This window comes from Bradyrhizobium sp. AZCC 1721 (assembly GCF_036924715.1).
GTDB lineage: Bacteria > Pseudomonadota > Alphaproteobacteria > Rhizobiales > Xanthobacteraceae > Bradyrhizobium.
Genome location: NZ_JAZHSB010000001.1, coordinates 484,313 through 498,017, shown reverse-complemented (window position 1 = coordinate 498,017; position 13,705 = coordinate 484,313). Strand labels below are relative to the sequence as shown.

General features: G+C 63.4%; 13 protein-coding genes. 5 read left to right on the top strand and 8 right to left on the bottom strand.

Features of this window, described 5'->3' with window-relative positions; translation table 11 throughout:
• Window positions 1–117: 117 nt before the first annotated feature.
• Window positions 118–1,296, bottom strand: coding sequence for an acetyl-CoA C-acetyltransferase (locus V1273_RS02350; protein WP_334408596.1), 1,179 nt, complete (start codon window positions 1,294–1,296; stop codon window positions 118–120).
• 317 nt (window positions 1,297–1,613) lie between these two features.
• On the opposite strand from V1273_RS02350, the gene phaR reads away from it, so the two are divergent.
• Window positions 1,614–2,213, top strand: coding sequence for a polyhydroxyalkanoate synthesis repressor PhaR (gene phaR, locus V1273_RS02345; protein WP_334366071.1), 600 nt, complete (start codon window positions 1,614–1,616; stop codon window positions 2,211–2,213).
• A 306-nt stretch (window positions 2,214–2,519) separates the two neighbouring features.
• Here phaR and V1273_RS02340 read toward each other — a convergent pair whose 3' ends face one another.
• On the bottom strand, window positions 2,520–4,211 hold the full coding sequence (locus V1273_RS02340; RefSeq protein WP_334408595.1) for a putative bifunctional diguanylate cyclase/phosphodiesterase: 1,692 nt from the start codon (window positions 4,209–4,211) through the stop codon (window positions 2,520–2,522).
• Window positions 4,212–4,455: 244 nt separating this feature from the next.
• Here V1273_RS02340 and V1273_RS02335 point away from each other — a divergent pair, with 244 nt between their 5' ends.
• Window positions 4,456–4,743, top strand: coding sequence for a hypothetical protein (locus V1273_RS02335; protein ID WP_334408594.1), 288 nt, complete (start codon window positions 4,456–4,458; stop codon window positions 4,741–4,743).
• 4 nt (window positions 4,744–4,747) lie between these two features.
• On the opposite strand, the gene V1273_RS02330 is transcribed toward V1273_RS02335, so the two are convergent.
• The 3 genes from V1273_RS02330 to mtgA all read right to left on the bottom strand — a co-directional run bounded on the left by V1273_RS02330 (window position 4,748) and on the right by mtgA (window position 6,712).
• Window positions 4,748–5,560, bottom strand: a complete 813-nt coding sequence (locus tag V1273_RS02330; protein ID WP_334408593.1) for a hypothetical protein — start codon at window positions 5,558–5,560, stop codon at window positions 4,748–4,750.
• A gap of 135 nt (window positions 5,561–5,695) precedes the next feature.
• On the bottom strand, window positions 5,696–5,878 hold the full coding sequence (gene rpmF, locus V1273_RS02325) for a 50S ribosomal protein L32 (protein ID WP_028347701.1): 183 nt from the start codon (window positions 5,876–5,878) through the stop codon (window positions 5,696–5,698).
• A 156-nt stretch (window positions 5,879–6,034) separates the two neighbouring features.
• On the bottom strand, window positions 6,035–6,712 hold the full coding sequence (mtgA, locus tag V1273_RS02320) for a monofunctional biosynthetic peptidoglycan transglycosylase (RefSeq protein ID WP_334379479.1): 678 nt from the start codon (window positions 6,710–6,712) through the stop codon (window positions 6,035–6,037).
• 176 nt (window positions 6,713–6,888) lie between these two features.
• Here mtgA and V1273_RS02315 point away from each other — a divergent pair, with 176 nt between their 5' ends.
• Together V1273_RS02315 and V1273_RS02310 are read left to right on the top strand one after the other, a co-directional pair.
• Window positions 6,889–7,809, top strand: a complete 921-nt coding sequence (locus V1273_RS02315; protein WP_028347703.1) for a polyprenyl synthetase family protein — start codon at window positions 6,889–6,891, stop codon at window positions 7,807–7,809.
• Window positions 7,810–7,930: 121 nt separating this feature from the next.
• Window positions 7,931–8,611 (top strand): DUF1345 domain-containing protein, encoded by a 681-nt coding sequence (locus V1273_RS02310; RefSeq protein ID WP_334379480.1) that lies wholly within the window; start codon window positions 7,931–7,933, stop codon window positions 8,609–8,611.
• 59 nt (window positions 8,612–8,670) lie between these two features.
• Here V1273_RS02310 and V1273_RS02305 read toward each other — a convergent pair whose 3' ends face one another.
• Window positions 8,671–10,443 carry a caspase family protein gene (locus V1273_RS02305; RefSeq protein ID WP_334412153.1) on the bottom strand — a complete coding sequence of 591 codons (1,773 nt, stop codon included), beginning with the start codon at window positions 10,441–10,443 and terminating at the stop codon, window positions 8,671–8,673.
• Window positions 10,444–10,761: 318 nt separating this feature from the next.
• Between V1273_RS02305 and V1273_RS02300 the strand changes: the two genes are divergently transcribed.
• A complete protein-coding gene (locus V1273_RS02300; RefSeq protein ID WP_334366063.1) occupies window positions 10,762–11,136 on the top strand; it encodes a nuclear transport factor 2 family protein in 375 nt (124 codons plus the stop codon).
• A 19-nt stretch (window positions 11,137–11,155) separates the two neighbouring features.
• Here the strand turns inward: V1273_RS02300 and V1273_RS02295 are convergent, their stop codons facing one another.
• Complete coding sequence (locus V1273_RS02295) at window positions 11,156–12,496, bottom strand: Rieske 2Fe-2S domain-containing protein (protein ID WP_334408591.1); 1,341 nt, start codon at window positions 12,494–12,496, stop codon at window positions 11,156–11,158.
• A 72-nt stretch (window positions 12,497–12,568) separates the two neighbouring features.
• The gene (locus V1273_RS02290; protein WP_334408589.1) at window positions 12,569–13,462 is read right to left on the bottom strand and encodes a TauD/TfdA dioxygenase family protein; all 894 of its coding nucleotides are present in this window, start codon (window positions 13,460–13,462) and stop codon (window positions 12,569–12,571) included.
• Window positions 13,463–13,705: the final 243 nt, after the last annotated feature.

The window sequence follows — 13,705 nt, the reverse complement described above, 5'->3', positions numbered from 1 at the left end:
AACGCACCCACAAGATGAAAATGCCCGGCACGAAGACCGGGCATTTCATCTTTACCAATTCGAGCCGCGGTTGCGAGATGATCTTTTCATCATTCAACCGCTCACTCTGCCTTTAGTTCAGTCGCGTGCAACGCACATCGCGATGCCCATGCCGCCGCCGATGCACAGCGTGGCGAGGCCCTTCTTGGCATCGCGCTTCTGCATCTCGTGCAACAGCGTCACCAGCACGCGCGCGCCCGACGCGCCGATCGGGTGGCCGATCGCGATCGCGCCGCCATTGACGTTGACCTTGCTGGTGTCCCAGCCGAGATCCTTGTTGACCGCACAGGCCTGCGCCGCGAACGCCTCGTTGGCCTCGATCAGGTCGAGGTCGCCGACGTTCCAGCCGGCCTTCTTCAGCGCAGTGCGCGACGCGGGGATCGGGCCGGTGCCCATGATCTTGGGATCGACGCCGGCCTGGCCCCAGGAGACGATGCGGGCGATCGGCTTCTTGCCCTGCCTGGCTGCTTCCTTGGCGGTCATCAGCACCACGGCGGCGGCGCCGTCATTGATGCCCGAGGCGTTGCCGGCGGTCACGGTGCCGTCCTTCTCGAAGGCCGCACGGAGCTTGCCCATCGCATCGAGGGTAGCACCATGGCGCGGATATTCGTCGGTGTCGACCACGACGTCGCCCTTGCGGGTCTTGATGGTGACCGGCGTGATCTCGTCCTTGAACTTGCCGGTTTTCTGCGCGGCCTCGGCCTTGTTCTGCGAGGCAACGGCGAACTCGTCCTGCTGGGCGCGGGTGATCTGGTACTGCTTGGCAACGTTCTCGGCGGTGTTACCCATGTGATAGCCGTTGAAGGCGTCCCACAGGCCGTCCTTGATCATGGTGTCGACCAGCTCCAGGCCGCCCATCTTCACGCCGCCACGCAGATATTGCGCATGCGGCGCCATGCTCATCGATTCCTGGCCGCCCGCGACCACGATCGAGGAATCGCCGTTCAGCAGTGCCTGGTAGCCGAGCGCGACCGAGCGCAGGCCCGAGCCGCAGAGCTGGTTGACGCCCCAGGCCGGGCTCTCCACCGGAATGCCGGCGTTGATCGAGGCCTGGCGGGCCGGGTTCTGGCCCTGCGCCGCGGTCAGGATCTGGCCCATGATGACTTCGGAGACCTGGCCCGGCTCGACACCCGCCCGCTCCAGCGCAGCCTTGATGGCGATGGCGCCGAGGTCATGGGCCGGGGTGGTGGCGAACGCGCCGTTGAAGCTGCCGACCGGAGTGCGGGTGGCGCTGACGATGACGACATCGTCTGACATGGACATCTCCTTATGGGGTTTCTTGGGCTTGAGTTGGTTGGACGGCGGGCGGCCGGGGTGGCGTGCCTGTCTCTCACCTTATGTTGTTAACCTCGTTGACCCATGTCAATCGGCCGGCGCCCAAAATCCTACCGCGGCGCATTCAAATTGATCCCCCGGGGGTTTCCATAGCAGCGTCTATGCCTTGGAATTAACCGTGCCGCACAAAACGGTAGCCGAACCGCATTGAAAATGCTTACTTTGCTGCGCTTGCGTTGCTCGTCTGCCCGTCGGCGAAGCCGCCGGGTTCCCTGCTCTCGGTGTCGATGTGTGAGCTTATGGCAAAGTCAGACCAACCTACGACCATCAAGAAATATGCTAACCGGCGGCTCTATAATACCGGCACCAGCACCTATGTGACGCTCGAGGATCTCGCAGCGATGGTGAAGGAAGGCGAGGATTTTCTCGTCTATGACGCCAAGACCGGCGACGACATCACCCGTCAGGTGCTGGCGCAGATCATCTTCGAACAGGAAAACAAGGCCGGACAAAATCTGTTGCCCACCACTTTCCTGCGGCAGTTGATCCGCTTCTACGGCGACAGCATGCAGTTGGTGGTGCCGAAATATCTGGAGCAGTCGATCGATACGCTGACGCGCGAGCAGGAAAAATTCCGCAAGCAGCTCACCAATACCTTCAGCGGCACGCCGTTCGCGCCGCTCGAGGAACATGTCCGCCGCAACATGGAATTGTTTCAGCAGACGTTCTCGATGTTCAAGCCGTTCGTGCCGCCGCGCGCCGGATCGACTTCGCCGGAGCCGGAGAAGGTGCCGGAGCCCTCGACCGACGGAGACAATATCGACGATCTTCGCCGCCAGATGAAGGACATGCAGGAACGCCTCGAGCGCATGTCGAAAGAGCCGAAGAAGGAAGAGTAGAACTCTCCTTCGTTTCACTATCTCTACTGTCGTCCCTGCGAACGCAGGGACCCATAACCACCAGCCTACATTGTCGAAGCGCAGCCGTCGCCCCTTGTGCCCTTTGCGCCGGCCGCGGTGTATGGGCCCCTGCGTTCGCAGGGGCGACATGTTGAGAGGTCCTCGCCTCTATCCCGTCGTCCCTGCGAACGCAGGGACCCATAACCACCAGCGTTGATTGTTTAGTGAAGCCGTCTACCCGATTGCGCCGCTGATGGGCCGCGGCGTATGGGTCCCTGCGTTCGCAGGGACGACTGGCGGAGAGAGCTAGCCCGCTGCCGGCAATATCGTCTCAGTTTGCGTAGCCCACGGCCGCTGCGGCGATGCCAGTCCGATCAGGCGGCCCTGGATGTAATCGCAGCCCCATTCGCGCAGCATCACGGCGGTTTCCTCGTCCTGCACCCATTCGGCTACCGTCTTGATCTGCAGGCGGTTGGCCAGATCGATCAGCGTATGCACGAAGGCGCGATCGTCGGCGGAGCGTGCGATGTTCTGCACGAAGGCGCCGTCGATCTTCACGATATCGACGCCGAGCTTGCGCAAGTTGCGGAACGAGGTGTAGCCGGCGCCGAAATCGTCGATCGCAATCTGGCTGCCGAAATTCTTCAAGCGGGTCACGAACCCGCGAACGTCGTCGATGTCCTGGATCGCAACCGTTTCGGTGATCTCGACGATCAGCCGCTCGCCGGCGCCGGGATGCGCCTGCATCAGCGATTCGATTCCGGTCCACCAGTCCGGGTCCATGGTGGTGTCGGGCGAGATGTTGAGGCTGAGCCGCACGTTCGGCGACGCCGCGAGTTCGGCGACCGCGAGTTCGAGCACGCGATGATCGACCAGCCGGATCAGGCCCAATCGTTCGGCGACAGGAACGATATCGGGCGCCAGCAGCGCCTGCCCGTCCTCCTGCTCCATCCGTACCAGGCATTCATAGAACGCCGGCTGCCGCGAGCGCGCTTCGACCACGGGCTCAAAGGCGGTGACGATCCGCCGCTCGTTCAATGCAGTGACGATCTCGTCGGTGACGCGGATGTTGACGCGGCGCTGGGCGTCGCGCTCGACGTTCGGCTTCCACAGCGCGAATGATCCGGCGCGGCGGCGCTTGGCGCCATCGAGCGTTTCCTGGGCGCGGTTGACGGCCTCATCGGCATTGCGGGCGTAACGGGGGATGCTGATCGCGCCGATCGAGGCAGTCACCGAAACGGGACCGGATTTGGTCGGGATTACCTCGTCTCGGACCCCCGCCAGAAAGCGCTCGGCCGCGATATTGGTGTCGTCGACGCTGCAGTTCCTCAAGATCAGCCCGAACTTGTTGCCGGAGAAGCGCCCGAGCACGTCGCCGCCGCGCAGCTTGGCACGGATGCGCTTTCCGACTTCGGCAATCACGGCGTCCGCGACATCGAAGCCGAAGGCGTCGTTGACGCGCGCCAAATGATCGATGCCGATCAGCATGAAGGCGCTGGTCGACCGGAGACGCTTGGCTTCCTCGATCGCTTCCGCCAGCGAGGCGATGAGATGCGTGCGATTGAGTTCACCGGTCAGCGGATCGTGCATGGAGAGCTTCAGCAATTGCTGGTCACGGGCACGGCGCTCATTGTTGATGCGGACAATGCCTTGCGCGCGCACCGGCTTGCCGTCGGGCCCTGCGAACCAGCAACCGGTTTCCTCGATCCAGAGTACCGGCGCGGAGCTTGAGGCTCGCACGCCATATTCGACCCGGTAGGCGACGCCTTCGCCGTCCCGCGGCGGTGGCGATCGAGTGAGGGCGTCCGTCCGGATCGAACGGGAGGGCTCGATCAACCCGGCGAACCCGGCGCCACTCGCCAGCGCGTCCGCCGGAATGTCGGTGAAAACCGCGCCGGCATTGTCGCTCCAGGCGATGGTGTCCGCTATCAGGTCCCAAACGAAAGCTGCCTGGCCTAGCGAGGCAAGAATGCTGGAGGCTTGCGGGACAGGGGGCATTAGATCGCCTCGATTCGGGACACCGCCGGGTGATTCCCTGGTGATTCCCTTGGGCCTTGAGGATAGTGGCTGTTTCGAACGAGAGGCTAGGCTAAGTTGATAAATAATCCGGAAACCATGTTTCACGGACTTTCCGGGTTGGCCGGGAACGAAGCGGAAGGGAGCGGCATAGGCCTTGCGAGGTCAGATCGCAGTGGGGCGTTTCGTCCCGAAACGTGACAGTTTTAGCCGGTTGCGGTGCGCGATGCTGGATATCGATCGATCAGAGGAAATTTTGGACGGCGAGTTCGTCAACCTCGACGAGCCGGTCTGCGTCGAGCTGGTGCCGGTCGCCCAGTCCGTACACTGGTCACAGAGAGGGGCGATGCCGCGGCCCGATCCGACCTTCCTCGCGCAGTTGATCGCGACCGCCGATCAGACACCGCAAACCCGCGGCCTGAGGCGGGCATCGCTGGCGGATGCGCAGACGGCCTATGGCGCCAGCCAGATCCGGTGTAGCAGCACCGGCTTCCGGACGCGGCAATCCATCTAGAGGATCAGCGCTGAGGCGTATCGGGCTTATCCGAGGGCGGAGGGCCTGAGCCCGGCTGCAGTCCTGGCGACGAGACTTGGGGCGTAGGGCCTTGCGGAGGGCCTTGGGGTGTAGGGCCTTGGGGTGCAGGGCCTTGGGGTGCAGGGCTTTGGGGTGCAGGGGCTTCTGGCGCAGGAACTTCCGATGACGACACTGCGGGCGACGGGGCTGCCGTTGAAGCCGCCTCGGGCGCGGCGGCGGGCTGCACCGGTTTCGGCTCGGCGCGATCCTTCAACACGGATTCAGCAACAGAGGCTGCCGCTGGTGTAGCAGCGGCAGGGGCAGGGGCAGGGGCAGGCGAAGGTGCTGCTGCCGGTGCAGGCTCAATTTTGGGCTCGGCTGCCGGGGCTTCGGCTTTTTCGGCGTCTTTTGCTGGAGGCGTAGGCGCTGGCGCCGCCGCTGCGACGACGGCACGGCGTCGTGTCCGCAATGCGAGGCCGGAGAGGAAATCCACCAGCGACAGCGCGGTCATCAGGAAATAGGTCGAGGTGCCGAACTTCGGCCACAGCATGAATTCAGCCGCCGCCGCTCCGAACACGATCAGCGAAAGCAGATGGTCGGTGAGATATTTCGCGCCGGGCCGCGCGCCTTTGATGACTTCGGCGAGTAGCAGCAAGATGCTGAGCGTGAGCAGCACGTCGCTCAGCGTCACGGTCCATTCCGCACCCGACATCAAGGTCAGCTTCACCAGCGGATCGGTGAACGATACCTCCGGCATCAGGAAGACGATGATGTTGTAGATCGCGAGCGGAATCAGAAGCAGCGGAAAACCGACCATGGGTATCGCGCCTTGCTAGGAAAACCGGAAATGTCCCCGGGCAAAGCATCGCTTCGCCCTGTGGAACCGTTGGCCCACTCGTTGGCCAAATTCGGGCAGGCGCCACTGGAAGCGGTGCCTTAATCCCCTATCCGGTCAGGATTCCTTCTTCTTCAGCACCTGCCGGCCCTTGTACATGCCGGTCTTCAGGTCGAGGTGGTGCGGACGGCGCAGCTCGCCCGAATCCTTGTCCTCGGCATAGGTCGGCTTCTTCAGTGCATCCGCCGAGCGGCGCATGCCACGCCGCGAGGGCGATGTTTTTCTTCTGGGAACGGCCATAACAGTCCTCTAGGGGTGTTTTGTCGGAGGCATCCGTCCGAAACCAGACCGCCCAGCGCTTCGCGCACGGGCTGCGATGCCGATAAGGCCGCGCTTATAGAGGATGGGCCGGCGTAAAGCTAGGGCAGGTTGCGGTAAAACCGGCCGAAAATTGGCTCAAAAAGCGCGATTCTCGCTCCAGCAGCGCTGTAGCGCCGCGGCATTGGCCCGCGCCATGTAGGTGGCGGCCAGACGGCGCACCCCGGGGCCGGGGTTGCGGGCGCTGCGCCTGACAGGGTTGGGCAGAATCGCCGCCAGCAAGGCGGCCTCGCGCGGCGACAGGGTCGAGGCCGAACGGCCAAAGGCGTAGAGGGAACCGGCTTCCGCCCCGAACTGCCCGGACGGGCCGAGTTCAGCGATGTTGAGATAGATTTCCAGGATCCGCTGCTTGGGCAGCACCAGATCGATCCACATCGCAAGCGGTAGTTCCAGCACCTTGCGGACCACGCTGCGGCCCGGCCACAGGAACAGGTTTTTCGCCACCTGCTGGGTAATTGTCGACCCGCCGCGGGTGGGTTCGCCGTCCTCGGCGTCGTCGATTGCGTCCTGCAGCGCGCCCCAATCGACCCCGCGATGGCTGCAGAATCTGGCGTCTTCGGAGCCGACCACCGAGCGCGGCAGGTAGGGCGAAATCGCCTTGAAATCGATCCATTGCCGCGACACCGGCGCGCCCTTGAGCCAGCGCCAGGCCATCAGGGCCGAGACCGGATGCCCGGTGCGGTAGAACGGCGTCACCAGGTAGGGCAGCAACAGCACCGCCAGCAGGATCAGCACGAAAATTCGGACAATGCGCAAATTGGATGCTTCCGGTTCAGCTTAGGCCCGCCGGGACCGCTGAACAGGCCCCACCCATGTGACATCTCCATGATATTTCGGGCGTTTTCCAGCGCTTTTGTGACGGGGGTCATGGAATTGACGAAGCGCCCGCCATCAAACATTGTCCGGGCCAAATTGATCTGGAGCTATTCTTAATGACCACCGCCACTGCCGATTTTGCCAAACGACTGGACCAAACCGCGGAGGACACCGAAGCGCTGCTGGCGAAGCTGTTGTCCGATACGCTGCTGCCCGACGAGATCGCACGGCCGAAGCGGCTCATGGACGCGATGCGCTATTCCAGCCTCGGCGGCGGAAAGCGGCTGCGGCCCTTTCTGGTGGTCGAAAGCTCGGCGGTGTTCGGCGTCCCGCGCGAGGCCGCACTGCTGGTCGGCGCGGCTCTCGAATGCATCCATTGCTATTCCCTGATCCATGACGATCTGCCGGCGATGGACAACAGCGATTTGCGCCGCGGCCGGCCCACGCTGCACAAGAAGACCGACGACGCCACCGCGATCCTCGCCGGCGACGGGCTGTTGACGCTGGCGTTCGACATCGTCACCCGCGACGAGATCCACAAGGACGCCAATGTGCGCCTCTTGTTGACGCGGGCACTGGCGCGCGGTTCCGGCATCGGCGGCATGGTCGGCGGCCAGATCCTCGACCTCGCCGGCGAAGGCCGCTTCGGCGACCGCGAGCCGGTCGACGTGGCGCGGCTGCAGCAGATGAAGACCGGCGCGCTGTTGCGCTATGGCTGCATCGCCGGCGCGATCCTCGGCCAGTCCACGCCGAAGGAATACCAGGCGCTCGACGACTACGGCCGCGCGCTCGGCGAGGCGTTCCAGATCGCCGACGACCTGCTCGACGTCGAGGGCGACGCCGCAGCGCTCGGCAAGCAGACCGGCCAGGATGCGGCGCTGGGCAAGACGACCTTCGTCACCCAGCTCGGCATCGATGGCGCCAAGCAGCGCGTGCGCGATCTGTTGGCGCGCGCCGATTCCGCACTGTCGATCTTCGGCGCGAAGGGCGACATATTGCGGGCAGCCGCGCGCTTTGTCGCGGAGCGCAGGAACTAGAGCTTCGGCTCTGATTGAAATCAGAACCGAAGCTCTGGATTCATGTTTTGACGCGTTTTCTTCACGCGAACCGGTATCCACTTCGCTCGAAAACGCTATAGCGCGTATCAAAGGCCAACGGATGGACAAGGAATTCGAGAAACACCTTGTTCGCTTCCAGAACCTGCCGATGCCGGTCCGCGTCGTCTACGGAAGGCCGCGGACCTTTATCGCGCTCGCGGTTGGCGTGACCGTCTTCTTCCTGGTGCCTGATACGTTTCGGCTGGCGACACGTCTCATCGTCGGCTGGGATGTCTTTGCCGCACTGTATCTCGTGCTTGCCTATATCATGATGCTGCGCTGCGACGTCGGCCACATAAGGCGCAGCGCGGTGTTGCAGGATGACGGGCGTTTCCTGATCCTGTTAGTGACCGCGTTCGGCGCCCTCGCAAGCCTTGGCGCGATCGTGCTCGAGCTCGGCGCCTCGAAAGGCAATCCGGCCGGGCTCATCCTGGCGACGGCGACGATCGCATTGTCATGGGCGCTTGTGCATACCGCCTTTGCGCTGCACTACGCCCATGATTTCTATCGCGGCAAAAAGCCCGGCGGCCTGCAGTTTCCAAGCGGCGCCCCACACGACGATGCGGATTACTGGGATTTCGTCTACTTCTCGTTCGTGATCGGCATGACCGCGCAGGTTTCCGACGTCGGCATTACCGACAGGATTATCCGTCGCACCGCGACCGTGCACGGCATCATTTCGTTCGTGTTCAACACCGCGCTGCTGGCCTTGATGGTGAATATCGCGGCGAGCGTGATCTGAAAAGCAATTGGCCCCGCTGTCGCGGCGCCAATGTGGACTTGATCTGATGCCGGCCGCCGTTACGGGCACACGCCCGACATGATGGCCTGGTAGCCATTGCAGCCCTGCTGGCGTTCGAGGCCGGTGAGCGGGCGGCCACTGGCCCCGATGCTCGGATCCCGTCCCTGATAACGCCCGGCGGTGGCCTGCCTGCCCCGCGGCACCTGATACGGCCTGGCTTCCAGCGCCTGCCGCGGTTCGGGCTTCTCGCGCTTGGCCACCGGCTTCCTGGCGCCACGCTTCTCACATTCGTTGTCGTCGTTGAGGTACGAGCCCTCCGCGCAGGTGATCTTGGTGCAGCGCTCGCCCTCGGCCTTGAAGCCGTGCTCGCAGACCAGCGGGCACACGCGCGCCGACTTCAGCTTGATCGTATCGAGCGTATCGACGCTGGCGACCTTGGTGTCGAGCTTGGTTCCGGCGTAGCGGTTGAACAGGGTCAGCGACCGCTGCGAGGCGCGATTCCAGTTGCCATCGGCGTTGCCGGTCAGGCAGCCGACACGTTGCAGTTCGGCCTGTACCGACTTGGTGACGTCGGCCTGCGGCGGCCCTGACGTGAGGGCAGCAACGTTCACGGTCTTGTCCTTGTCAGCGGATGCCGGGGCGGGCGCCTTGTCGGCGGCAGCGCTTTCGGCGGCGACGCGCTTCTGCTCGGCCGCGGCCGCCTGCTCCTGCGCCACCTGCTTGGCCTTTTCAGCCGCGATGCGCGCCTGCTCGGCGGCCTTGGCTTCCGCTTCGGCCTTTGCCTGCTGCGACTTCTGGGCGCCCTCGGCGGCGAGCCGGGCCCGTTCCTGCTCGGCGAGCCGCGCCTTCTCGGTCGCCGCGACGCGCGCCTCCTCGGCCGCGATCTTGTCGAGCTGAAGTTTTGCAAGGCTCGAATAGAAGCCGTCGGGATATTGCCCAAGGAAGGCGTTGAGCGCGCTCTTGTTGCCGATCTGCAGCGCGAGTTCGTAATCGCGGCGGGCTTCGGCCTGCGCACTGAGGGCTGGCGCAGGAGCTGCCGCCGCAGGCGCCGGACGCGCCGGCACCAGCGGCACGTCTTCACCGCCCAGCGAACCATACACAAAGGGTTCCTGTCGATTATTGGTGGTCTTGAGCACCTCGTCGCGGACAAAGCCGAACGCGCGGCGGACGTCGAGCCCGGGCTTCGTCAAATGATTCGACAGCGCCGACGTGAACGGGCTGTTCTTGCCGTCACCGTCGGCCGCGGTCGAACCGGCCTTGGCCGAATAGGCGATCAGGACGTTGGGGCTGGTCGGCTCGACCTTGGCCAGGCCTTGCCCGATCGCGCGCGAAGCGATGGTACGCTTCATGGTGCGGGCAAACGGATTGTCGCGGCAGGCGTCGAGTATCACGAGCCGCAGCTTCTTGGCCGGCTCGATTGCGATCAGGATGCGATCGAGCGAGAGGCCCTCGTCATAAATGTCGGTATCGCGTTCCAGCCTCGCATCGACAGGAATCAGGTAATTCGCGCCGTCAACTTCGATCCCGTGGCCGGCGTAATAGACCACGGCGATATCGGCATCGCGCGCGCGATCGGCGAAGTCGCGCAGCGCGCGACGGGTCTCGGCCGCCGGCAAGTCACGGCGGGAATCGACGACGTCAAAACCGGCGTCCTTCAGCGTTGCCGCGATTTTGGAACTGTCGTTAACCGGGTTGGTGAGGGGTGCGACATTCTGGTAGGCGGAATTGCCGAGGATCAGCGCGACGCGCTTCTCGGCAAAGGCCGGCTCGCTCACCAGCAGGAAGGCGGCGGCTGCAAGTGCCCATCGGCACAATTTTAGCGATCCAGACATCATCATGACTCCTCCGGAGCCTCGTACTTTTTTACCACACCGGTCTGCCTATCAGAAGGATCAGGCGGGCTTTGTGAGTTAGGTCACGAACCACGGAGACGTGAATCGCGCCCCTCGCTATATTCTTAGTCAGGCGAACAGGCCCGCAGGTTCGGCCACCGCTATTGCCCGTTTCCACCGGGGTTCCCGGCGCAGCCCGCGGGACAGTTGCATTCCTCGGCAACGATGCGAGCGTTCGCCTTTTCTCAATAGCGCAATCCGCCGGTCCATGACTAAATTCACCCCGAATGATTTCTGTCTTGTCCGGGAGGAATAGCCGTGAGCTCAGACCGATCGACCGTCGAAGCCGTGGTGCAGACCTATTTCGATGGCCTTTATGAGGGCGATGCCGACAAGCTCGGCGCGATCTTCGACGCAAGCGCCGATTTGCGCTGGCTGGAGAAGGGCGAGTTGCAGGTGCTGACCGTACCGGACTGGCTCGACCGGGTACGCAAGCGGCCCTCCGCCAAGGCTGAAGGAAAGCCGCGCGAGGATTTCATCGTGACGATCGATCGCTCGGATGATCAGACCGCCTTCATCAAAGTGCGCTGCCAGTTGCCGCCGCGCTATTTCACCGACTATCTGGTGGCGATGAAGCTGCGGGACGGCTGGAAAATCGTCTCGAAATCCTACCGCTACGATCTGCGCGAGTAATATTTGCTCAGGCCTGCCCCTACTCTGCCGCCGCGTTCCTGCCGGGACCGCCAACATAGCCGGCCGCATCGCCGAACCGCTCGATCATGACAGCGGTGAGGTCCTTGGTTTTGCTGGTGACGCAGGCGCCCGAGCGCACGGCGTAGCGGTCCTGATGCTTCAGGTGCGGCGGCGCCTCGCCCTTCTGCAGCGCCCGGGCGGCGTCCATTACGAGCTTGCGGAAATGCATGATGCCGAGGTCGGTCGGGCCGAGATGTTCGCGCGTGCGGTCGGCGATCGGGCCCTGGCTGTCCTGCACGGCGGCGTCCTGCTCGGACACGCCCTTGATGCCGGTGTAGCTTTGGGTCTTCTGCAGCTTGCGATCGATCAGGTAGTTGTTCGACTTGTTGCGCAGCGGCACATAGTTCTCGTCGACTTCCGCAATGACGCCGTTGCCGCGATCGTAGGCCTCACGCTCGGCATCCGTAATCGGCCGTTCCGGATTCCAGGCATAAGTATAGATCCAGCAATTGGTATCGGTGACCGGCACAAAGCTCTGACCAAAGATGTTCTCGCCCGGCATCGCGCTCGGCGCATAGGCATGCACCGGCATCAGGAACTGGGCGATACGCCAGTAGATACTATCGCTGCCGGTGAGACGCCCGCCGGCAATCGTCAGCCCGGCGTCATGCGGGTTGATCTTGATGACGGGGCGCGGATCTTCCGCGATCCAGCGCATGTGATCGGTGGCCACGCGCACAAGCGGATTCACAAAGTGCTTCTTGATATCGAGGATCTCGTTCTCTTCCTTTTCGAAGGAGAGATGCGCGAAGGTAAAATGCGCGGTGTCGATCGAGCCTTCCAGTGCCTGCACCCAGTTGCAGTCCTGCCATTTCTTCGAAACGTAGCGATGCGAGGGCGGCACCAGCGCCATTTCCAGATCGGGCAGCTCGGGCACCTCTTCGGCGGGACCCATATAGGCCCAGATCATGTCGCCCCACTCGCGCACCGGATAGGACTTGATGCGGATCATGTCCTTGGCGTTGAGGTCGGGATAGGAGGTCGGCATGTCGACGCAGCGGCCGTCGGTGTCGAACTTCCAGCCGTGATAGACGCAGCGGATGCCGCACTCCTCGTTGCGGCCAAGCCAGAGATTGGCGCCGCGATGCGGGCAATATTGATCGATGACGCCGACCACGCCGCTTGTATCGCGGAAGGCGAGCAGCTCCTCGCCCATGACGACGATCTTCTTCGGCGGGCCGTCGGCCTCAGGTAACTCTTCCGACAGCAGCACCGGAATCCAGAAGCGGCGCAGCAATTCACCCATGCCGGTGCCGGCGCCGCTCTCGGTGAGGAATTTGTTGTCTTCGGCGCGGAGCATGGGGCGTCCTCCGGGATTTGTTGTTGCTTTTGGCCGAACTTGGCGCAGGGGGCGCGATACGTCAACGCGCCTCTAAACCGGCCGCTCCCCTTTCACCGTCACGCGCGTCCCCGATCTTGTGTGCGGCCAGTAGTCCCACATCGCGCGGTGCTGGGCGCAGCGATTGTCCCAGAACGCGATGGCGTTTTCCGTCCAGCGGAAGCGGCATTGGAACAGCGGGTTCTCCGCGTGCTGGTAGAGATAGGCGAGCATGGCATCGCTCTCGTCGCGGGGAATACCCACAATATAGCGGGTGAAGCCGCGATTGACGTAGAGCGCCTTCTTGCCGGTGACGGGATGCGTGCGCACCACGGGGTGTTCGGCACGCGGATATTCCACCCGGTCGGCGACGCCATAGTTGGCGTAGAGCCCGCGATAGGTCTGCTCGCCGTCGTGCAATGCGGTCAGCCCGTCGAGATAGGTTTTCATTCGGTCCGACAGCGCCTCATAGGCGGCGTACATGTTGGCAAACAGCGTATCGCCGCCGCGTGGCGGGCATTGCTTGATGTAGAGGATCGACCCCATCGGCGGCTCGACGTCGCAGGACACGTCGGTGTGCCAGCCCTCGCCATTGGCGCGCGGCGAATCCTTGTCGGCATAGATCTTCATCAGCGCCGGGTCGCCCTCGTTGGGCGCCGCCGGATGCACATGCAGTTCACCGAACTTGCGCCCGAAAGCGAGATGTTGCTGCGGAGTGATATGCTGGTCGCGAAAGAAGATGACGAGGTTTTCGGCGAGCGCGCGATGGATTTCGTCCATCTGCCGGTTGGAGCGCGCGTCGTCCGAGACGAGCTTGCCGATATCAACGCCGGAGATTTCCGCGCCGATGATCGGTGTGAGTTTCTCGACCGCAATGGTCTCGTAAGGTTCGGCTTCGTCGGCGACGTGCCGGTAGCGCGGTCCCTGCTTGCCGGACAGCGATGACATGGGCGTTCTCCCAATCGTTCTTGATTGGGACGCATCGTAGCTCAGGCGAGACGAAGTGCAATGCACGTAGCTCGTCGTTCCTGCGAAACGCAGGGACCCATAACCACAAGAGATTGTTGTTGTAGGGGCTGGAGCTACAGCGCGGCATAAACCACAAAAACCTGTGGTTATGGGTCCCCGCGTTCGCGGGGACGACGGAATAGAGGCGAGAACCCCTCAACATGTCGCCCCTGCGAACGCAGG

Excerpts from the sequence above, each read along its gene's own strand:
- V1273_RS02290 (WP_334408589.1), bottom strand. The coding sequence starts at position 13,462 with ATGTCATCGCTGTCCGGCAAGCAGGGACCGCGCTACCGGCACGTCGCC.
- V1273_RS02350 (WP_334408596.1), bottom strand. The coding sequence starts at position 1,296 with ATGTCAGACGATGTCGTCATCGTCAGCGCCACCCGCACTCCGGTCGGC.
- V1273_RS02335 (WP_334408594.1), top strand. The coding sequence starts at position 4,456 with ATGCTGGATATCGATCGATCAGAGGAAATTTTGGACGGCGAGTTCGTC.
- V1273_RS02340 (WP_334408595.1), bottom strand. The coding sequence starts at position 4,211 with ATGCCCCCTGTCCCGCAAGCCTCCAGCATTCTTGCCTCGCTAGGCCAG.
- V1273_RS02310 (WP_334379480.1), top strand. The coding sequence starts at position 7,931 with ATGGACAAGGAATTCGAGAAACACCTTGTTCGCTTCCAGAACCTGCCG.
- rpmF (WP_028347701.1), bottom strand. The coding sequence starts at position 5,878 with ATGGCCGTTCCCAGAAGAAAAACATCGCCCTCGCGGCGTGGCATGCGC.
- V1273_RS02315 (WP_028347703.1), top strand. The coding sequence starts at position 6,889 with ATGACCACCGCCACTGCCGATTTTGCCAAACGACTGGACCAAACCGCG.
- V1273_RS02295 (WP_334408591.1), bottom strand. The coding sequence starts at position 12,496 with ATGCTCCGCGCCGAAGACAACAAATTCCTCACCGAGAGCGGCGCCGGC.
- phaR (WP_334366071.1), top strand. The coding sequence starts at position 1,614 with ATGGCAAAGTCAGACCAACCTACGACCATCAAGAAATATGCTAACCGG.
- V1273_RS02330 (WP_334408593.1), bottom strand. The coding sequence starts at position 5,560 with ATGGTCGGTTTTCCGCTGCTTCTGATTCCGCTCGCGATCTACAACATC.
- V1273_RS02305 (WP_334412153.1), bottom strand. The coding sequence starts at position 10,443 with ATGTCTGGATCGCTAAAATTGTGCCGATGGGCACTTGCAGCCGCCGCC.